This window comes from Pseudoalteromonas sp. R3 (assembly GCF_004014715.1).
Classification (GTDB): domain Bacteria; phylum Pseudomonadota; class Gammaproteobacteria; order Enterobacterales; family Alteromonadaceae; genus Pseudoalteromonas.
The window spans coordinates 485,471-504,208 of sequence record NZ_CP034834.1 but is presented as its reverse complement, the minus strand read 5'-3'; the positions used below and the strand labels follow the sequence as shown (position 1 = coordinate 504,208).

The 18,738-nt window shown below is 45.6% G+C and carries 20 protein-coding genes; 15 read left to right on the top strand and 5 right to left on the bottom strand.

Features of this window, described 5'->3' with window-relative positions; genetic code table 11:
* Positions 1 to 40 precede the first annotated feature (40 nt).
* The 3 genes from ELR70_RS01790 to ELR70_RS01780 all read right to left on the bottom strand — a co-directional run bounded on the left by ELR70_RS01790 (position 41) and on the right by ELR70_RS01780 (position 1,381).
* Positions 41 to 466 (bottom strand): hypothetical protein, encoded by a 426-nt coding sequence (locus ELR70_RS01790; RefSeq protein ID WP_054016631.1) that lies wholly within the window; start codon positions 464 to 466, stop codon positions 41 to 43.
* Between the two features lie 340 nt (positions 467 to 806).
* The gene (locus ELR70_RS01785) at positions 807 to 1,100 is read right to left on the bottom strand and encodes a hypothetical protein (protein WP_054016632.1); all 294 of its coding nucleotides are present in this window, start codon (positions 1,098 to 1,100) and stop codon (positions 807 to 809) included.
* An 80-nt stretch (positions 1,101 to 1,180) separates the two neighbouring features.
* Positions 1,181 to 1,381, bottom strand: coding sequence for a DUF1289 domain-containing protein (locus ELR70_RS01780; protein ID WP_054016633.1), 201 nt, complete (start codon positions 1,379 to 1,381; stop codon positions 1,181 to 1,183).
* A gap of 213 nt (positions 1,382 to 1,594) precedes the next feature.
* Here ELR70_RS01780 and ELR70_RS01775 point away from each other — a divergent pair, with 213 nt between their 5' ends.
* On the top strand, positions 1,595 to 2,269 hold the full coding sequence (locus tag ELR70_RS01775; RefSeq protein ID WP_054016634.1) for a 2OG-Fe(II) oxygenase: 675 nt from the start codon (positions 1,595 to 1,597) through the stop codon (positions 2,267 to 2,269).
* Between the two features lie 49 nt (positions 2,270 to 2,318).
* On the opposite strand, the gene ELR70_RS01770 is transcribed toward ELR70_RS01775, so the two are convergent.
* Positions 2,319 to 2,546, bottom strand: coding sequence for a hypothetical protein (locus ELR70_RS01770; protein WP_054016635.1), 228 nt, complete (start codon positions 2,544 to 2,546; stop codon positions 2,319 to 2,321).
* Between the two features lie 348 nt (positions 2,547 to 2,894).
* Between ELR70_RS01770 and hisG the strand changes: the two genes are divergently transcribed.
* The 9 genes from hisG to ELR70_RS01725 all read left to right on the top strand — a co-directional run bounded on the left by hisG (position 2,895) and on the right by ELR70_RS01725 (position 10,773).
* On the top strand, positions 2,895 to 3,794 hold the full coding sequence (gene hisG / locus ELR70_RS01765) for an ATP phosphoribosyltransferase (RefSeq protein ID WP_054016636.1): 900 nt from the start codon (positions 2,895 to 2,897) through the stop codon (positions 3,792 to 3,794).
* Positions 3,795 to 3,800: 6 nt separating this feature from the next.
* Positions 3,801 to 5,093 (top strand): histidinol dehydrogenase, encoded by a 1,293-nt coding sequence (hisD, locus tag ELR70_RS01760; RefSeq protein WP_054016637.1) that lies wholly within the window; start codon positions 3,801 to 3,803, stop codon positions 5,091 to 5,093.
* Positions 5,090 to 6,148, top strand: coding sequence for a histidinol-phosphate transaminase (gene hisC, locus ELR70_RS01755; RefSeq protein ID WP_054016638.1), 1,059 nt, complete (start codon positions 5,090 to 5,092; stop codon positions 6,146 to 6,148). The genes hisD and hisC overlap by 4 nt, the downstream gene beginning before the upstream one ends.
* A gap of 2 nt (positions 6,149 to 6,150) precedes the next feature.
* Entirely contained in the window at positions 6,151 to 7,212 is a 1,062-nt protein-coding gene (gene hisB / locus ELR70_RS01750) for a bifunctional histidinol-phosphatase/imidazoleglycerol-phosphate dehydratase HisB (RefSeq protein ID WP_054016639.1), read from the top strand.
* A complete protein-coding gene (gene hisH, locus ELR70_RS01745; RefSeq protein ID WP_054016640.1) occupies positions 7,209 to 7,799 on the top strand; it encodes an imidazole glycerol phosphate synthase subunit HisH in 591 nt (196 codons plus the stop codon). Before hisB ends, hisH begins: the two co-directional genes overlap by 4 nt.
* A 10-nt stretch (positions 7,800 to 7,809) precedes the next feature.
* Positions 7,810 to 8,544: a 1-(5-phosphoribosyl)-5-[(5-phosphoribosylamino)methylideneamino]imidazole-4-carboxamide isomerase gene (hisA, locus tag ELR70_RS01740; protein WP_054016641.1), complete on the top strand. Its 735-nt coding sequence runs from the start codon at positions 7,810 to 7,812 to the stop codon at positions 8,542 to 8,544.
* Positions 8,526 to 9,299 carry an imidazole glycerol phosphate synthase subunit HisF gene (hisF, locus tag ELR70_RS01735; protein WP_054016642.1) on the top strand — a complete coding sequence of 258 codons (774 nt, stop codon included), beginning with the start codon at positions 8,526 to 8,528 and terminating at the stop codon, positions 9,297 to 9,299. The genes hisA and hisF overlap by 19 nt, the downstream gene beginning before the upstream one ends.
* A complete protein-coding gene (gene hisIE, locus ELR70_RS01730) occupies positions 9,296 to 9,907 on the top strand; it encodes a bifunctional phosphoribosyl-AMP cyclohydrolase/phosphoribosyl-ATP diphosphatase HisIE (RefSeq protein WP_054016643.1) in 612 nt (203 codons plus the stop codon). Before hisF ends, hisIE begins: the two co-directional genes overlap by 4 nt.
* 314 nt (positions 9,908 to 10,221) lie before the next feature.
* Positions 10,222 to 10,773 carry a YkvA family protein gene (locus ELR70_RS01725; protein ID WP_054016644.1) on the top strand — a complete coding sequence of 184 codons (552 nt, stop codon included), beginning with the start codon at positions 10,222 to 10,224 and terminating at the stop codon, positions 10,771 to 10,773.
* Between the two features lie 50 nt (positions 10,774 to 10,823).
* Here the strand turns inward: ELR70_RS01725 and ELR70_RS01720 are convergent, their stop codons facing one another.
* A complete protein-coding gene (locus ELR70_RS01720; protein ID WP_054016645.1) occupies positions 10,824 to 12,605 on the bottom strand; it encodes a PDZ domain-containing protein in 1,782 nt (593 codons plus the stop codon).
* Between the two features lie 181 nt (positions 12,606 to 12,786).
* On the opposite strand from ELR70_RS01720, the gene ELR70_RS01715 reads away from it, so the two are divergent.
* The 5 genes from ELR70_RS01715 (at position 12,787) to ELR70_RS01695 (ending at position 18,649) form a co-directional block, all read left to right on the top strand.
* Positions 12,787 to 14,319, top strand: coding sequence for a GGDEF domain-containing protein (locus ELR70_RS01715; RefSeq protein WP_054016646.1), 1,533 nt, complete (start codon positions 12,787 to 12,789; stop codon positions 14,317 to 14,319).
* Positions 14,320 to 14,333: 14 nt separating this feature from the next.
* Entirely contained in the window at positions 14,334 to 15,677 is a 1,344-nt protein-coding gene (ppnN, locus tag ELR70_RS01710) for a nucleotide 5'-monophosphate nucleosidase PpnN (RefSeq protein WP_054016647.1), read from the top strand.
* A 66-nt stretch (positions 15,678 to 15,743) separates the two neighbouring features.
* On the top strand, positions 15,744 to 16,523 hold the full coding sequence (gene xni, locus ELR70_RS01705; protein ID WP_054016648.1) for a flap endonuclease Xni: 780 nt from the start codon (positions 15,744 to 15,746) through the stop codon (positions 16,521 to 16,523).
* A gap of 57 nt (positions 16,524 to 16,580) precedes the next feature.
* Positions 16,581 to 16,964, top strand: coding sequence for a DUF3192 domain-containing protein (locus ELR70_RS01700; RefSeq protein WP_054016649.1), 384 nt, complete (start codon positions 16,581 to 16,583; stop codon positions 16,962 to 16,964).
* A complete protein-coding gene (locus tag ELR70_RS01695) occupies positions 16,964 to 18,649 on the top strand; it encodes a hypothetical protein (protein WP_054016650.1) in 1,686 nt (561 codons plus the stop codon). The genes ELR70_RS01700 and ELR70_RS01695 overlap by 1 nt, the downstream gene beginning before the upstream one ends.
* Positions 18,650 to 18,738: the final 89 nt, after the last annotated feature.

The window sequence follows — 18,738 nt, the reverse complement described above, 5'->3', positions numbered from 1 at the left end:
TATAATTCCAGATAAAAGAACAAATCAAGCGCTATAAGCTTCATTTAGAATTAGCCCAACCAATTACAACTTCTTTTAGCAAGACATTCGATTCAATAATGATAGTGTCATAACTTTTTCCCAATTCAGCATTTTTCGGATACTTAAGTGATAAATCCATTGAGTTTTCACTTGTCGAATAACCCAAATTCTTTAGCGTTACCTTATCTCCAGCACTACTTTCAATTAGGTGAACAACAACACTGCCTTTAGGGAACTTTTCGGACAAAATATCCAACTTTTCTACAACATCAACTTCCAAAAACTTCCCCATCATTGCTGTCACATCAATATTAATCCTCGCGTTGTAATTTAAAGCGTCAATAGACTCTGTTAAGTTGAATTCATACTGACCATTAATAGTAATAGGTTCAGGTGTTAACAACACAAACTTAGACAAGAAAAGTATCTTTAAAAACTCAATCATTGCTGCACTCTCCTCTTTGCTGCATCGTGATTCATTTAGGCGGGTCTAAAATTTAAAGCTATTCCTGCAATACTCAATTGCTAAAGCCAAGTAAACTAATATATGTTTAACTCTTACTAGTGCCTGCCTCGGCCAAACAGCCCGCACTTATGATCATCAGCTCTATTAATTGAGCTTGTCATGGCTGATAATCGTTAAAGAGACCAGCTAAGGGAACGTTTTCTGAAAAATACTGAGAGATAGACAAAATTCGAAGCACTAGATACCTAACTAAATCAAACGCGTGTTAGTTTTTCGATGGCAACAACTCTAGCTCTCTTTACAGACCGGATTACACTTCTTATCGATTTCCAAATACCTTTTTATACCAATATGACTGTCGGTTGTGCTTAAACCATATTCTGTTGCTTTTACTGAGAAATACCCTTAACTGCTTCATATCGACGTTGTAACGATAAAACAAGGCAATGAGCTCTCTTAGCTCTTTATCATCAGGTGATTTATCTGTGTCAATGATTATCGAGAACCCTTGCCCAAAGACATCATTAACACAAGACAACGCATTTAACCGGTCGAAAAAGCTCTGCTCATCCGCCGTTGACAAAAACTTAATGCTCTTTGCTTCTAACTTCATATATTTCTTATTTTTATGGCACATAGATATTACGGGCCGGTTGTTGTCAGCAGATACAACCATGCAGACATCAGCGCACTTTAGCGCACTTTTCTCTTCTCGCAGGCCTGTAAAACAACTCTTTTTTGCTCATTGCTGGATGATTGCCAGTTTATGATTTCGTTTAGCGTACGATAGCAGCCAACACAGACATCGTTATCATCAAGACAACAATGGCGTATACAGGGCGATGCCACCGGCACCGCATCTTGCGCAGATTCAGGCTCTTTGTTCACGCTCATCAATCAACTCCGCAATGATTTTTAAGACATTATACCCCATTAGACACAAGCTGAGATATTTTGCTTGCCAACGGATAAAAAATGACTATTCTAGGCGCAGAAAAGCAGGCAGCAAGCCGTAAAGCCCAGAGCCACGAGGTTAAGATTACTTCTTCTCTTTTGCTTTAATGACACACTTTTTGATGTTGATACGACTTACTATAGGAAATCAGGTTGGCCGCTTTAGTTCATGTTCGTGCAGCGCACGGCGATTCGCCCACAGACGATACACTGTTTTCACTCATTGCTGAAGATTTACTGAGTCAGGGTTATAGCATTCGCCCTGGTGCGCTGCCTCTTGATTTGGCAGACGATTTACTGGCCTATCAGCATAGTTTAAGCACTCAGAAGTATGAACATGCCGGTATTGGCCGTGGCGATGATTTCTTACATAACGATTTTGTGCGTACAGACGAAATTTGCTGGATAAACGGCGAGTCAGAGCCCGGACAGCGCTGGCTTGACTGGACCAGTCGGTTACAGCAGTTTTTGAACCGTCGCCTATTCATGGGACTGTTTTCATTTGAAAGTCATTTTGCCCATTACGCCAGTGGCAGTTATTACAAACGCCATTACGACGCGTTCAGAGGTGAAACCAATCGTATCCTGTCACTGGTTACCTATCTGAATCCTGGCTGGGGACACAATGACGGCGGTGAAATGGTACTTTATCAGGATGACCATGACCTTGAAGGGATAAAAGTAGTACCACTACACGGCACACTTGCCTTGTTTTTGAGTGAGGAATTCCCCCACGAAGTACTTCCAGCCAAGCGGGACAGGTATTCCATCGCTGGCTGGTTTAGGGTCAACACCTCCATTTCAGGCAAAATAGACCCACCAAGATAAAATTTGACATTAAGCCCGGACAATACACCTTGTCCGGGCCTTAGTTGCTTTAGGCCCACGTATCCAAATGCAGCTCTTCGTCGTCGATCTCTCCATCACCTTCGTCCTTCTTGCGGGCATCTTCCTCTTTATGCTTTTGCTGCGCCATCTCCAGTAAGTGCTTTTTACGTTTGATCCTTTCTGTTCGATTGTCGAGTACTCCCGCAACTTTAAACGGGCCATCATGACTCACCTGCAACCGAACTATCGGCGCCAGGAACGGCTTAAATGCATCCATAACCCACCTCTTTTCGTGGTATTTCATGCCTTTATTATCGACAGTTATAATTTATTCTTTAATTTATGCAAAAAAGTACTTGCGCGCAATTCCTCTCCTGTGTTTATCTATAAATACGTTTTGAGCGCCTGATGCGCATCACATCTTAGATAAACAACAAGAGAATCTGACATGCTTATTACACTGACAGCTATCCATCATCACCATCATACACCGGGATAACCTGTCAGGTATTTCGCTGGTGGGTTATTCCTTCAAGGAACCTCCGGCGAACTAGCACTCAACATAATTTATTTTCGCCCTGAGGTTCCCTCGGGGCTTTTAGTTTTTAAACTTAGGAAATAAATTATGAACACCAACAATCGTTTACGAATCGCAATTCAAAAATCAGGCCGTCTATCTAAAGACTGCCAGTCACTGCTAAAGCAACTTGGGATCAAACTGAATCTGCGTGAGCAACGCCTGATCGCCCACTCCACCAATATGCCAATCGATGTACTGAGAGTCCGTGATGACGATATCCCGGGTTTGGTAATGGATGGTGTGTGCGACTTAGGTATTGTTGGCGAAAACGTACTTGTAGAAACTCAGGCAGAACGCCAACGCAACCAGCAACCCAGCGAAGTTACTCAACTTGCAAAACTTGACTTTGGCTATTGTCGCCTGGCATTAGCCTGGCCTCAGGAGCTGGGTATGCAGGATAAAAGCTGGTTCAACGGCAAACGAATCGCAACCACTTATCCGGAGATTTTGAAGCAGTACCTCGAACAAGAGCAGATCGATGCCAGCGTCGTTATGCTGACAGGCTCTGTGGAAGTTGCGCCTCGTGCGGGACTTGCCGATGCAATCTGCGATCTGGTATCAACCGGCGCAACACTCGAAGCAAATGGCCTGATGCAAGGCGACACCATTTTAGAATCAAACGCTTGCCTTATCCAAAACGCCAATCTTAATGACGACGATAAGCTCTCACTTATCAATAAGCTGATGCCCCGTCTGCGTGGTGTTAAACAGGCAAAAGAAAGCAAATACATTATGTTGCACGCGCCAAAAGCGAAACTTGATGAGATCTGTGCGTTGTTGCCGGGGACAGGTCAACCAACCCTGCTTGCTCTGGCCGGAAGCGAAGAATATGTTGCTCTGCACATGGTCAGCAGCGAAACCCTGTTCTGGGAAACCATGGAAGAGCTCAAAGCGCTAGGCGCAAACTCCATTCTTGTTATGCCAATCGAAAAAATGATGGAGTAACGACGCATGTTTATCTGGAATGAGGCGAACCGGGCTCAGCAAAAGGCTGTACTTGAACGCCCGGCCGTAACTATCAGTGATGAGCTGGAAAAAGTGGTTGCAAAAATCATTGCAGAAGTCGAGCTAAACGGTGATGAAGCATTGCTAGAATATGCCCGAAAGTTCGATAGACGTGCCCAGCCTCGATTACTGGTATCCGCTGAAGAAATACAGGCCAGTGAAGGTGCCATTTCAGCAGAACTTAAACAAGCAATCGATCAGGCTTACAGTAATATTCGCGCTTTTCACGCACTACAACTGCCTGTAGAAAAACGCCTCGAAACACAACCTGGTGTTATATGCGAGCTTAAGTATCAGGCTATTGAAGCGGTTGGTCTGTACGTCCCGGGAGGCAGCGCACCACTGCCCTCTTCTGTACTGATGCAGGGTGTTTGTGCGCAGCTTGCAGGGGCACAAACTGTTGTCTTGTGCACGCCCGTTAACGGTGAACGAAGAATTGATCCTGCAATTTTATATGCGGCTAAAAAGTGCGGTATTACCACAATTGTTGAAAGCGGTGGCGCAGGAGCGGTTGCAGCAATGGCCCTTGGCACCCAAAGCGTGCCTAAAGTAGACAAAGTGTTTGGGCCTGGCAATGGTTTTGTGACTATGGCCAAACAGCTTCTGTCACAGTCGCTCCCGGGGTTTGCGATTGATATGCCAGCAGGCCCTTCAGAGGTATTGGTCATCGCCGACGAACGCGCTAACCCAGCCTACGTTGCCGCTGATCTACTCTCACAGGCAGAACACGGTCCTGACTCTCAGGTAATTCTGCTGAGTAATTGTAAGCAGCTCATTATTGAAGTTCGGGGCGAGCTGGATAGGCAACTACTACAATTAAGCCGCTCTGATATCGCTAGACAGGCACTGGAAAATAGCACACTTATTCTGGTCGAAGATATTGAACAAGCATTTGCGGTTAGTGCCGAGTATGGACCAGAGCATTTGATCTTGCAGCTCGGTGATCCAGAGCCCTATCTGCCTTTAGTAAAAAATGCCGGTTCAGTATTTGTTGGAGACTACACGCCAGAGTCGGCTGGTGATTATGCGTCAGGTACTAACCATGTATTGCCAACGTATGGCTACAGTCGCTGTTACTCTAGTCTGAACCTGCTCGATTTTTATCGTGCCTATACGCAACAGACAATCAGTAAAGGGGGTTTACAGTTGCTAAGCAAGGCCATTTTACCCCTGGCTGAGGCTGAAGGCCTGGATGCCCACGCCAATGCCGTAAAAATAAGGCTGGAGAACAACGTATGAGCAAAATTGAATTACCAGAGAATATCGCCTCACTAAGCGCATACAGCTCGGCTAAGAGTGAGAAGCTTACAGGCACAACCTGGCTAAATGCCAACGAAAGTCCCTACTCGCGGCGTGTAAACCTGAACTTTGATGCACTCAATCGCTACCCTGATCCGCAGCCTGACGCTGTTATCAGCGCCTATGCAAATTATTCAGGGCTTAACCCAGAACAGGTGTTAATGACGCGCGGTGCTGATGAAGGTATCGAGCTTTTAGTGCGCACCTTTTGTGAGCCTGGAAAAGACTCTATCGCGCTATTTTTACCTACATATGGCATGTATAAGGTCACAGCCGATACACACAATGTTGGCATCACCGCATTAGAGCAAAATTTGCTGCAACAAGGCAGTGCCACTGATATTTTAAAGGCAGTTGGCAAAGCAAAGCTGGTTTTTATTTGCAACCCCAATAACCCAACCGGCGCGACGGTAAGCACTGATAAAATTGCCTCGATTGCAGCTGCCCTTAAAGACAAAGCGCTGGTGGTGGTCGATGAAGCTTATATTGAGTTTTGTGAACAATTATCCGCAGCAAGCCTGTTATCAGATTTTGATAATCTGGTGGTATTGCGCACTTTGTCGAAGGCATTTGCGCTAGCCGGTCTCAGAACCGGGTTTACTCTGGCAGCCCCCGATGTACTCGCGCCCGTGCGCAAGGTTATCGCTCCTTATCCAGTGTCTGCGGTCGTCGCACAAATCGCGCAGGAAGCGCTAACACCGGATGCAATTACCCAAATGCGCCGTCAGGTCAGTATTCTCAATAAAGCGAAGGAAAAGCTTATTGAGGTGCTTGGTTCGTCGGACAAGATCACCAAAGTAATGACCGGCCAGGGTAACTTTGTCACTGTCCAGGTGCGGCAAGTAAACGATATTAAACAGGCGATGCAATCAGGTTTAATCATGCGCCCTTTTACACTCTTCAATGAGGATAATTGGTTGCGTATTTCAATTGGTAGCGAGCAGGAATTAGAACAAGTCAGACTCTGGCTGACACAACCACAGGCAGAAAAATAACAATGAGCACTCCGTATTTATTTATCGACCGTGATGGTACTTTAATTGAAGAACCGATTTCGGATAAACAGGTAGACAGCCTCGAAAAACTGGCTCTGTTACCCGACGTCATCCCGGCCTTACTGTCACTACAAGCCGCCGGCTACAAACTCGTTATGGTTTCAAATCAAGATGGGCTGGGCACCGACAGCTTTCCGGAAGCGGACTTCGCCTTGCCCCACAACCAAATGATGGCGATTTTTTCAAGTCAGGGGATCCGTTTCGAAGAGGTTTTAATTTGTCCGCACTTTGACGAAGACAACTGCCAATGCAGAAAGCCTAAAACAGGCTTGCTGACCAACCTGATGCGCTCGGGTAAAGTCGATTTAGCGAATTCCTATGTGATTGGTGACAGACAAACCGATGTCGAGCTGGCTAATAACCTTTGTATCGAGGGTATTCTTTATAGCGATAACTGGCCGGAAATTGTCACTCGATTAACGACGCAAAACCGTCAGGCATCAATTCAGCGTAATACTAAAGAAACGCATATCAATCTGACACTTAACCTAGACCAAAACAGCACAGGGTCTATTAGCACTGGGCTTGGCTTTTTTGACCACATGCTGGATCAAATTCGCACTCACGCAAACATTGGTCTGACGATAGAAGCCAGTGGTGACCTGCACATCGATGAGCACCACCTGGTGGAAGACATTGGCATTGCTCTTGGGCAAGCACTGAAACAAGCACTCGGGACTAAGTCACAAATCGCCCGTTATGGATTCGCTCTGCCAATGGATGAATGTAAGGCCGAGTGTCAACTGGATCTATCTGGCAGGGCATCATTTGTGATGAACGCCGACTTTAGCCGTGAAAAAGTCGGCGACCTGGACGTACAAATGGTTGAGCATTTCTTTAAATCACTGGCAGATAACGCCAATATCAGCCTGATCCTATCGGTCAGTGAAGGAAATTGTCACCACCAGGTCGAAGGCTTGTTCAAAGTATTCGCTCGTGCGTTGCGCATGGCCATCGCCAAAGACACCAGTCAGCAAACAGCAAGCTCTAAGGGGTGCCTATGATTGCCATCATTAACACCGGCTGTGCCAACATCAATTCTGTGCGCTTTGCCTTTGAACGTCTGGGTGTGAATCCTGAAGTGATCCGTGATCCCGCCCAGTTACAGCAATTTGAACGTGCTGTGTTACCTGGGGTTGGACACGCCTCCGTCGCAATGAAACGCTTGCGCGACCAGGGTTGGGACAGGGCCATCGCTGAATACCAAAATCCGCTCATGGGTATTTGTCTTGGCATGCAGCTGCTGTGCGACGAAACCGAAGAAGGGAATGTTCAGTGTCTGGGGCGTATTCCAGGCAAAGTGCGCTACCTCGAAACAGGTCAATTAACCAGTCCGCACATGGGCTGGAATACCCTGTCTTTGCGCAATACGCACCCGCTGACACAGGGGCTCAACTCGGATGATCAAGTGTATTTTGTCCATAGCTTTGCGCATACCAGCAATGCTAATACCCTGGTTGAAAGCGAGTATGGCAGCCGTTTCTCCGCCGTGGTTGCCAAAGACAACTATGCCGGCATGCAGTTTCACCCTGAAAAAAGCGCCAAAGTGGGTGCGAAATTACTGAATAACTTCCTGAACTGGCAATTATAAGGATAAGAGGATGATCATTCCTGCACTAGATGTATTACAAAACCAAATTGTACGCCTTTATCAGGGCAAGTATGACACCGCACAGTTCTACCCTTTCGAACTGGCGAGTCGTTTAAAAGCATATCAGGATTCGGGAGCAATGAAGCTTCACCTGGTTGATCTGGAAGGCGCGCGCGATCCACAAAAAAAGCAATGGCAACAGATCCAGCAAGCCACAGCTGAACTAGCGGCCCCTTATCAGGTAGGTGGCGGGATCCGTCGTTATGAAGACGTGAAGCAATGGCTTAAAGCGGGTGCACAACAAGTGGTGATTGGCTCCATGGCCGTAGATAGCAAAGAAGAAGTCGCCGCATGGATTGAAGAGTTTGGTGCCGAGCGCTTTGTGATCGCACTGGATGTGAAACGCAGCGCATCGGGTTGGGCAGTTGCCACCCATGGCTGGCTTGAGGAGTCTCAATTAAGCCTGTTTGAACTCATTGATTTTTACCTGTCGCTGGGCGTGTACGACTTTTTATGCACGGACATTAGTAAAGATGGCACCATGACAGGCCCATCTTTTGCACTCTACCAGGAAATAGTCGCGCACAGTCCGGGCGTCAGAGTGCAAGCATCAGGTGGTGTTAGTAGTCTTGATGATATTCGCCAGCTGATTGAACTGGGCGTAAGTGGAATTATTTTAGGTAAGTCGTTGCTGGATGGCGCATTCACTGTTGAGGAGGCTATCGCATGTTATCAAAGCGTATAATTCCCTGTCTCGACGTAAAAAATGGCCAGGTCGTTAAGGGTGTTAAGTTTAAGCAGCATGAAGTCGTAGGTGAAATCCTTGAGCTAGCGCAAGCATATAGCCACGCAGGCGCCGATGAACTTGTGTTCTATGAGATCAGTGCCAGCGTTGAAAAACGCTTACTCGACGTAAACTGGGTTCGCGACATTGCACGTTATATTGATATTCCTTTTTGCGTCGCAGGTGGCATTAAATCCGTGGCAGATGCCGCAAAGGTACTAGAACAAGGTGCTGATAAAATATCCATCAACAGCCCGGCAATCGCTCGACCAGAACTGATCAAAGAACTTCACGATGAGTTTGGTAAGCAATGTGTAGTAGTTGGAATAGACAGTTTTTTTGATGCCAGCACCGGCGAATATCTGGTATATCAGCTAACCGGCGACCCGAACAGCGCAAGCCAAACGCGTTATAAAACCAGTGAATGGGTGCAGCGTGTTCAGGAACTTGGGGCCGGAGAAATTGTACTCAACTGTATGAACCAGGATGGCGTGCGTAAAGGCTACGACATCGAGCAACTAAGTAACATTCGTGCGCAATGTGATGTGCCGTTAATCGCTTCCGGCGGTGCTGGCACTATGCAGGATTTTGTCGACGTCTTTCAACAGGCAGAAGTTGATGGTGCGCTAGCGGCCAGTGTGTTCCACAAACAACTCATCGAGATAGATGCCCTCAAACAATTTTTATCAGATAACAAGGTACCTTGCAGATTATGAAACTCACACCGGAAAATCTTACCAGCTTAGACTTCGATAAAATGTCGCTGATCCCTGCCATTGTTCAAGATGCACAGAGCGGTGTTATTCTGATGCAAGGGTTTATGGACCTGGCAGCTTTGAAAACAACCTTTGAAAAAGGGCTGGTTACTTTTTATTCGCGATCCAAACAACGTCTTTGGACCAAAGGTGAAGAATCAGGAAACGTCCTGAATCTGGTTTCAGCCTATACCGACTGCGATAGGGACAGTTTATTGCTACTAGCAACCCCAGCTGGGCCCACCTGTCATCTTGGTACACAAAGCTGTTTTGGCAACGCTCGACCGGCCATTTCCTTTTTGTCTGAGCTAGAGCGGGTTATTTGTGAGCGTAAAGACGCAGATCCTGAACAAAGCTATACCGCGTCTTTGTTCGCAAAAGATCTTAGCCGAAGCTGTCAAAAGGTCGGAGAAGAAGGCGTAGAGGTGGCGCTCGCGGCGATGAAGCAGGACCAAGACGAATTATGCAATGAGTCTGCTGACTTGTTATACCATCTGATTGTACTATTGCAGCGCAGCGGCTTAACTTTGGAGCAGGTAACACAAACGCTTAGTCAGCGTCATAAATAAACTCCATTGCACTTTTTATATCTATATTTATATAAAGCCTGCACCAGTTGAACTACTCTGCCTGGTTCAACTGGTATTTGGTTTAGAAGTCACGGAATAACGAAGCCTGAACCTGATGGCGATCATCTGCCCAGGTTTTGTCTAATTTGACAACAAACACACGCCATTCTTTAATAAATCTTTACTCAGCTCTTAATTAATAGTACCTAAAGTGGCATAGTGTTGTTAGTCGTTAGAGTGAGTTTGACAACCAGCTTATAACCACCTAACTTCAGACATCACAATAAAAAATTAAAATCCTCAGGGAGAATCCAGTGTCAATTGAAATCAACTTTGAATTATCCGATGCCGATCTGGCGCATTTTCGTAGCATGATGAATGCGACCATCGAAAAGAGCCAAGGTTTAAGCGACGAAGAGATCATCAGCAAAGCCAAAGAGCTGGTCAACAACATGGAGAAGTCTAACTTACCTGAGTTTGTACGTACCCGCATGATGTCACTTGCTGCGCTTATCGATGCGGTGCAAGATGAAGAATGGCAAATGCCCGAAGATGAAAAGCGCGAAATTATGTTATCTCTGGCCTATTTCAGTGAGCCTGAAGACATAGTACCAGATAACGTCCCTGTGCTTGGTTACATCGATGACGCGATTATGATTGAGCTGGTACTGCAAGAACTTTCTCTGGATCTGAGCGCTTACCGCCAATTCTGTGGATTTCGGGCAACCGAAGAAGCACGTCGCGGTGATGCCGCTAAAGTCGACCGTGAAAGTTGGTTAGCGGGCACGCGCTCCCAAATCCGCTCTTCTATGCGCCGTAACCGCTCAAGTACCAAGAAGTCTCGCTTCTTCTCGCGCATTATGTAACTTGATCGATTTTTTAAAAAAGGGAGCTCATGCTCCCTTTTTTATTTCTGCTAAGATTGCGGTGCGTTCGGGTGCGCCACTCCCATCCAGGCCTGATATAAACGCTGTTGTCTTTGTGTTGGCAACGCAATTGCGCTTATTTGCTTTGGTTTAGATTGTACTTCACCTAATGTGATCTCTGTCGACATGAGTTTGTCTCGACGTATAAAGTCAATAGTAACCTGCTGTCCTGGCTTAAATAGCGACAGCGTCTTTTCCATGGAGTCACGGACATGGTGTCTGTTGAATGCCACCAGCTTATCACCACTGGTTAATCCGCCCTGCCATGCGTTGCCATTGCGCGCGACATGATTAAGCACCAACACTTCTCCTGTTGCGGTTGCCTGTCCGTCAAAACCAGCGACAACCTCACTACCAGAGGGATAGTCATAGCTCAGCCCGACTTTTTCCAGTAAAGTATCAGCATCCAAAATAAAGGGCTTATCTACATTCTGCGCCCACCACTGAGTGTAATCCTGACCACTGATTTCGTTAAGGATCTTTAATACGTCCTGACTATTAAACGACACAGGCAGGCTATGGCGTTGCGCCAGTAAACGGTGAACATCACGATAGCTCACCTTACCATTACTGTCATCGAGCAGCTTAATATCCAGCATCATGGAAACTAAAGCGCCCTCTGAGTAGATATTGGTACTAAAATTCTTGCCATGGTCGCCGCCTTGATTAATCCACTTATCAAAGCTGGTGTGCGCCACGCTCTGTATTTCTCTGCCAGGCGTATTTAGGTGTCGATTTAAACGCTTAGTCAGGCCTTTATAATACTCCTCATGCGTTATGATCCCTGCGCTTAGCAGCAAAAAGTCTTCGAGGTAACTGGTTGACCCCTCAGATAGCCAAAGTAAGTCGGTGTAATTTGGATTGACATAGTCATAAGGCACAAGCCCGGCTGGACGGTAATTTTTTACGTTCCAGGTGTGGATAAATTCATGGGCTGCGGTTGATATAAAACCGATGTAATCATCACGTTTAGCAAAGGCATCTCTGTGGCGCTGAATGATGGTTGAATTCAGATGCTCCGTAGCGCCTCTGGCACCACTGGTTGCGTGAACCATAAAAACGTAGCGCTCGTAAGGATAATCCTGCCAGATCAAACTACCCGTTTGAACTAGCTTCTTCAGGTCGCTGAGCATCAGGTCAACGTCATAGTTACCTTCACCCCAAATCACCAATTCATAGTCCCGGCCATCAACATGAAACGTGTGAAGTTGATTAATCCCCGACTCGATTGGAGAATCAACCAGAACATCAAAGTTAGCCGCGGAGAAACGATGTTTGTTCCCCGCGAATTCCATACCTGAGACGGAACGCCACTGCTCAGGTACCTTCATTTGAACTAGAACCGGCTCGCTACGAAATGATTCGCTGAACATGAAAAAGCCCGAGGCATCAACAAAAGCATGGCTATCATCAATATGCCTCGCTCTGAGGCCGAGTTCATTTGCGTATACCTGATAGTTCACTGTCACCTCAGTAGGACTATCAAGATGAACACGCCAAGTGCTTTTATCTACTTTGTGCCACTCAAGTTCTTGCCCATTCGCATCGACCGCATCGAATGCGCGGATCCCGTTTGCAAGATTAAGAATTTCATAACGTCCGGTTCGCCAGTCAGCGAGTTTGATATCCATGTGCGCCTGGGCACTCTTTGGAAAGGTAATTTCAACTTCGCCAAGGTGGTGTTCTGGTTCTGTGATAGTCAGGGTATATTCAACATCTGCAAACGCAGGGAAAGCACTCAAAGCTATGAGCAGGGAACAGAATTTTTTCATAATCGGTCAGTAAAATTGCAAATATGGGCCTAAGCTAACAAAAAAGTCTGAGTCAGTACCACCAAACACGACGAGTCAACGGTCAAAATAGGTAGATCTACGACCTAAAATCTTCCACATTAATCAGTAATTTGATGTAGACTTGCTAATGAGTAGGAAAAAATAAAGATGTTAGGTTTCTGTGACTGATAATACTGCGCGATTAGAGAAAAAACTATCACAAGCAATTGAAGCAAGAAAAGCGCTGGAAGAAGCGAGAAAACAGCAGGTGGATACCCTGTCGGAGTTTGCTGCAAAACTTACCCTAGGCTGCAAAGGACAAGATGTGTCTTTGGACAACCTGTTGGCAAAGTATCGTAGTGCACTTGCAAAGGGTATGGACTTTGAGCACCTTGCCCCTTTAATAGAAAATACCAGCGTTCAATTAAAACAGCTAGATAGCACCAACTCTGCGAATCACCGCAATCTCGTGACGCATATTCAGAGCGCGGGTAAACAGTTACAAAGGCTACGTGGTGTGCCAGAAGATACCCGTCGCAAATTACGTAATTTACTCGATAATGAATTGGGTGACATTGATGCAATTCCTGAGTTTGTCCCTTTGCTTGATAAACTTTTACAGTTTTATCTACAGGTCTTTGATGCCAAATATGATATTGACACCTCGACGCAACAGAACAACCCAGAGTTAGCGACAGAATTACTTGGCCTGACCAACGAACTTGTTTTCGAAGATGATGTTGCGGACGAAGTTAAAGCGATCAAACACAGTATCTCGACCGATTCAAATATTGACTCATTACTTGAAAATGCGATCGCTGTTATTCGTATCTTTGCAAAGTCGATTGCTCGGGAAAGGCAGTCAGCTCAGGGTTTTTTGGTATCTTTAAACCAAACTCTTGAAGAGTTGCACAAATCAATCTTAGATACCACAAGCCACTCTAAGTCTATCAACAAAGAGCTCAATGCACTAAATGAACGTATCGAGTCTAAAATAAAAAGGCTAACGGAAAACACCCAAAAAGCATCCTCAATTGCCGAACTTAAAGGGCTAGTAGACGATGAACTTGCGCAAATAAGTAAAGATCTAGTAGAGCGTGAAAACATTGAGCGCCGAGATAAAGAGGCCCTGCTTGAGAGCTTTGATGCAATCAACAGTCGTATCAATGTGCTGGAAAATAAGGTAAACACCTACAAAAAACGGCTGAATGAGCAGAGGTTTAAGAGCCTTCTGGATGGTTTAACCAAATTGCCCAACAGATCAGCCTTTGACGACAGATATAGTCAGGAATTCCATTTGTTTGAAATACAAGGCAACGACGTTACTTTGGTCGTTGTCGATGTGGACCATTTTAAATCTATCAATGATAAATATGGTCACAGTGCAGGAGACAAAACACTTCAAGTGATAGCTCGAGCACTGAAAAAGTCCATTCGTAAATCTGATTTTATCGCACGATATGGCGGTGAAGAATTCGTCATTCTAATGCCAGGTATGCCGATAGAAGCAGCCTATGCACCGCTGGAAAAAATTCGTGCAACGGTTAAATCAATTCCGTTTCGCTTCAAAGACAAAGAAGTGCGGATCACTATCTCATTAGGAGCAACGCAGCTCAAAGAAGGCGACTCCAAGTTGACCGCCTTTGATCGTGCCGACGAAGCTCTGTATGAAGCCAAAAACAGCGGCAGAGATAAACTTTGCTTACGTGATTAACAAGGAGACTGCCTATGCATGTACAGTTGAACCCAACAGGTGTACTTAACCTACTCTCTAAACTGGAAGTCGACCTACTCCAACAATCCTCAACGATTGAGCGATATCGGTTATTCAGAAATTGTGTTTTAGCAGTACTTAATGTAGGCAGTCATACAGACTCTAGCTACGAGATTTATAATAAGTATCAAGACTTTGATATTAAGCTAATTGCTCGCGAGCGTGGCATAAAAATAGAGCTGACAAACCCACCCGAATCCGCTTTTGTAGACGGCCAAATTATTGCTGGGATCCACGAACATATTTTTTCCGTGATAAGAGATATTTTGTTCATCTGCCAACGTCACGAGGAACAAATTAAAGATCCCAGGGCCATTACGCACATGGTCTTTGATATGTTGCGAAATGCAGGTGCACTCGAAGTGAACACAGACCCAAATATGGTGGTTTGCTGGGGCGGTCACTCTATCAATGAAGAAGAATATAAATACACTAAAGAAGTCGGTTATCAGCTTGGGCTCAGGGGCCTGAATATCTGCACAGGGTGTGGCCCGGGCGCGATGAAAGGCCCAATGAAAGGTGCTACCATTGGCCATGCTAAGCAGCGAATAACGAGTAACCGTTACCTCGGTCTGACTGAACCCAGCATTATTGCTGCTGAACCGCCCAATCCTATAGTCAACGAACTTGTGATCCTACCGGATATAGAAAAACGCCTCGAAGCGTTTGTAAGAACCGCACACGCCATCATCATTTTTCCTGGCGGCGCAGGCACAGCTGAAGAGCTACTTTATTTACTTGGTATCTTGCTCCACCCAGACAATGCCAAACAGCAGCTGCCCGTTATTTTGACCGGCCCAAGCTCTGCAAAGGCTTATTTTGACGAACTCTGTGACTTTGTAGAAAAGACGCTGGGCAAAGAAGCCCTGAGCAAATTTGAGGTACTGGTTGATCAACCTGAGCTAGTTGCGCAGAGATTACGCAAAGGGATGGAGCAGGTAAGAGAATATCGCAAGGCTCAAGGCGATGCCTATTACTTTAACTGGACACTGAAGATTGAAGATCAGTTCCAACAACCGTTCGAACCCACTCACGAGAAGATGGCGGGATTAGATTTACACTTAGCTCAACCTAAGCAAAATCTGGCGGCCAACCTACGCAGAGCGTTTTCAGGTATAGTTGCAGGTAATGTTAAAGAACAAGGGATAACAGCCATCAAACAAAAAGGACCTTATACCCTGAGCGGCGACGCGTCTTTAATGAGTGATATGGACAAGCTACTACATGCTTTTGTAGCACAAGGCAGAATGAAGCTGCCCGGCAGCACTTATGTACCCTGCTACGAAATAAAATCATAATATCAGGGTAAGGCAAATGCCTTACCCCGTCTTTTTTAACAGCTAAGAAATCCCCCTAATTCACACATGGCAAAATTACTTCTTATTGATGCACTTAATCTTATCAGGCGAATTTATGCAATTGACGTTGACCAACAAGGGGTGAGTGAACAACAAGTCATGCAATCATGTAAAGTTCGAGTGAGTAATGCCTGCACAAAAATACTTCGGCGCGTTGAGCCAACCCATGCAATTGCCGTCTTCGATGGCGAACGTAGCTGGCGTTATCATTATTACGCAAATTATAAACACAGCAGAAAGCCTATGCCTGAGTCACTCAAGCAAAACCTCTCCCTGATTGCCGAAGGGTTTAAAACGTGCGGTATTACCACATTTTTCCCGGAGCAAGATGAGGCTGATGATGTTATTGCCACGCTGGCAAGCAAAGCAAGCCACAACCAGGTGCCTTCAGTAATTGTGTCGACAGACAAAGGTTTTTTACCTTTATGCTCAGAAAAGATAGCTGTTTATAACTACTTTTCCCAGTCCTATATGGGTCACCAACAAATTTTGGAGAAATTTTTAGTCCCCTATCATTCACTCACGGAGTTATGGGCACTGATGGGCGATAAAACCAATGATATCCCGGGTGTTAAAGGCATCGGGAAAAAAACCGCCATAGACCTGCTTAAAGAGTTTGGTGATGTTGAACAAGCCTTAAATGCATCGAGCCTCTCTGCAACAACTCGGCGCAAGCTAGAACAAGGCCTGGATGACTTTATTTTAAGTAAAACACTCGTTTCACTACAAACTGACATCAATCTTGGCTTTAATTTAAGTCAGCTGAGAGTGATTGAGCGCAAATAGCTTGTTCCGGTTAAGCGCTTCCGTTACGCTAGCTTTGGGAGTTTTTGGTGCATTTCAATGATTAAAAAGGTTTTACAATACGTTTTTCTTGGCCTTGCTGTATATGGGGTCATAGTGTATCTGGTCATTAATTTCTATAAAGATGATCCTCAGGCCATGATCTGGCAAGACAGAGAAGCCTTTAACAAACGTTATATCAGCAAGCTCAAGCCCGACATGGCTGTCGAGCTAGATGAAGTTTTAGAAACACTTGGCAGCCCTGATCTGACCTATGTTAAGTCTCAGGATGATCGCGTCCTGCAAATCGTCTTTTACAGAACACAACTAGTCAAACCGGATGGGATCACCACGCAAGATGAATGTACCGGATTACTGTTTGAGAACGGTCAGCTTACACTTTGGGGAGCTGGCGCAATTGTGGCGTACGACAAGGCTTTTTAATGACTGTCAATGAGGATATCGCAAGACAGCTGCATAAACTCCTGACTCAGTCTGAGTCAGTATTGTCCTTGTATTACGACAAGCAAAGCTGGCCCAAAATTGATGTCACGCTAGCACAGCTCGCAGAGCAATACACCTGTTTATACCGCCAGGCACCGAATGCCTTGCACGCCCATTTGCACTTTGTCGCAACCCCATACAGACATTCAACTAACGTACTCGTTAAGCAGTCAATATTGCTGTGTATGCTTGGCTATGCCCATGGTTATACAGAGCACATGATCCATGAACTTTTGGTCGCAAGCTTTGCCAGTGTATTGTGCGCCAGTCGCGAATATGACAAGGTCGCCTCTGATAAGCCGTTATCAAATATCGAATCGAAAAAACTCAGGCTGCGCCATCAACTGGCGGTTAAAGTACTCAGTGCCGGACAAATACAGTCTCCTCAGGTAACCCGGATCCTCGCAAGGCTATCTAGCTATGAGCTGTCTATCAGTCGCAAGCGCGCCACACCTTTGTATGACAATGTTACATTACTCGTAGCGATTGCGACCCAGATATCTGTTGCATTGATGAAAAAGAGTCAGCGAGCTTCCCTGCCAGCTGTTATTAAGCAACTGTATCTGAATAATACCCACACTTTTTTGCAAACCAGTTTGCAGCTACTTGCCAGGCAACTTGATGCTTATCCGGCAGGTGCTGTGCAACGCCATCCGGATCATCAGGCACTTTTGCTTTGTGAGGAAGAGAACCATGCAATACTTGCGATTATGCAGTCAGGCAAAATCACCCGCCTGATCAAAACGCAGAGGCGTTACCAGCAACGCTACCATATGTTAAAAGCGTCCGACTCACAGCTACTTTATCGAGTATGGTCACGTATCCCGCCCCAGCCGCTGGCTACATCATCAGATCAGATGACCGAAGCGCTGCATGTGGTAGAACAGCTTGGGGGCGCAAACTTTGGTAGTTTCAGAGCTATCGAAAAAACAATCGCCCCATTTCCAGAAATTGAAACTGCTTTAGCGCAAGCGGCAAGACTCTACAACCGAGAAGCGCAAAAAGGCGCAAACCTAAGACATTGTCTCACTATGGTGGGCCTGGACGCTGCGGCCTTACTCTGCCAGCGGGTATTGGTGGAGCAATTAATAGTGCAACTTAAGCACCCTTTTGCTAAAGATATTTGGCACAAGTATCAATTATTTGCTCAGGTACTGGCTGCACTTGTACAACAAAATTATGGCCATCATTATGAGAACATCCTCTCTCCGGTTAGTGCCGCTGTCGCATTTATGCTCAAGCGACACAGTGTAGACATAAAACGATTTCCCTTTGCACTCGATTCAACTGATAGTACTCACCCTGTTTCATTGGCACAGTTATTTGGCTTTGGGGCATTCAGTGAAGAGGAATTCAAACATTACTTTCATAACCATTTTGCATCCAGTGAAGCCCACCGCGCGTTTGAACAGTCTGAATTATCTCGTAAATCAAAATTATCAGGCCTGGCGCTGACCTTTACTGCTGTTAAGATATTAACCTTGTTGATCTGCGACTCAAATTTCAAAACCTCAGCCTGGCAAAGACAGGTGTTGGAAGAACAAGCCAGGTTGCATGACTGGACCAATCTTGACACCCTGATGACACACCTTCAGTCGATCGGCTTATACAATTTAATTGACTGATATTTACCCGATAAATAACATGCATTTCGGGTATTCACTGAATTTATGCCTTTTATTCATTCCTTACTGGAATATAAATGAATAAATTG

What these genes read in the sequence shown, in the direction of transcription:
- ELR70_RS01790 (WP_054016631.1), bottom strand. Translation starts at nt 466, where the DNA reads ATGATTGAGTTTTTAAAGATACTTTTCTTGTCTAAGTTTGTGTTGTTA.
- ELR70_RS01785 (WP_054016632.1), bottom strand. Translation starts at nt 1,100, where the DNA reads ATGAAGTTAGAAGCAAAGAGCATTAAGTTTTTGTCAACGGCGGATGAG.
- ELR70_RS01780 (WP_054016633.1), bottom strand. Translation starts at nt 1,381, where the DNA reads ATGAGCGTGAACAAAGAGCCTGAATCTGCGCAAGATGCGGTGCCGGTG.
- ELR70_RS01770 (WP_054016635.1), bottom strand. Translation starts at nt 2,546, where the DNA reads ATGGATGCATTTAAGCCGTTCCTGGCGCCGATAGTTCGGTTGCAGGTG.
- hisG (WP_054016636.1), top strand. Translation starts at nt 2,895, where the DNA reads ATGAACACCAACAATCGTTTACGAATCGCAATTCAAAAATCAGGCCGT.
- hisD (WP_054016637.1), top strand. Translation starts at nt 3,801, where the DNA reads ATGTTTATCTGGAATGAGGCGAACCGGGCTCAGCAAAAGGCTGTACTT.
- hisC (WP_054016638.1), top strand. Translation starts at nt 5,090, where the DNA reads ATGAGCAAAATTGAATTACCAGAGAATATCGCCTCACTAAGCGCATAC.
- hisB (WP_054016639.1), top strand. Translation starts at nt 6,151, where the DNA reads ATGAGCACTCCGTATTTATTTATCGACCGTGATGGTACTTTAATTGAA.
- hisH (WP_054016640.1), top strand. Translation starts at nt 7,209, where the DNA reads ATGATTGCCATCATTAACACCGGCTGTGCCAACATCAATTCTGTGCGC.
- hisA (WP_054016641.1), top strand. Translation starts at nt 7,810, where the DNA reads ATGATCATTCCTGCACTAGATGTATTACAAAACCAAATTGTACGCCTT.
- hisF (WP_054016642.1), top strand. Translation starts at nt 8,526, where the DNA reads ATGTTATCAAAGCGTATAATTCCCTGTCTCGACGTAAAAAATGGCCAG.
- hisIE (WP_054016643.1), top strand. Translation starts at nt 9,296, where the DNA reads ATGAAACTCACACCGGAAAATCTTACCAGCTTAGACTTCGATAAAATG.
- ELR70_RS01720 (WP_054016645.1), bottom strand. Translation starts at nt 12,605, where the DNA reads ATGAAAAAATTCTGTTCCCTGCTCATAGCTTTGAGTGCTTTCCCTGCG.
- ppnN (WP_054016647.1), top strand. Translation starts at nt 14,334, where the DNA reads ATGCATGTACAGTTGAACCCAACAGGTGTACTTAACCTACTCTCTAAA.
- xni (WP_054016648.1), top strand. Translation starts at nt 15,744, where the DNA reads ATGGCAAAATTACTTCTTATTGATGCACTTAATCTTATCAGGCGAATT.
- ELR70_RS01700 (WP_054016649.1), top strand. Translation starts at nt 16,581, where the DNA reads ATGATTAAAAAGGTTTTACAATACGTTTTTCTTGGCCTTGCTGTATAT.
- ELR70_RS01695 (WP_054016650.1), top strand. Translation starts at nt 16,964, where the DNA reads ATGACTGTCAATGAGGATATCGCAAGACAGCTGCATAAACTCCTGACT.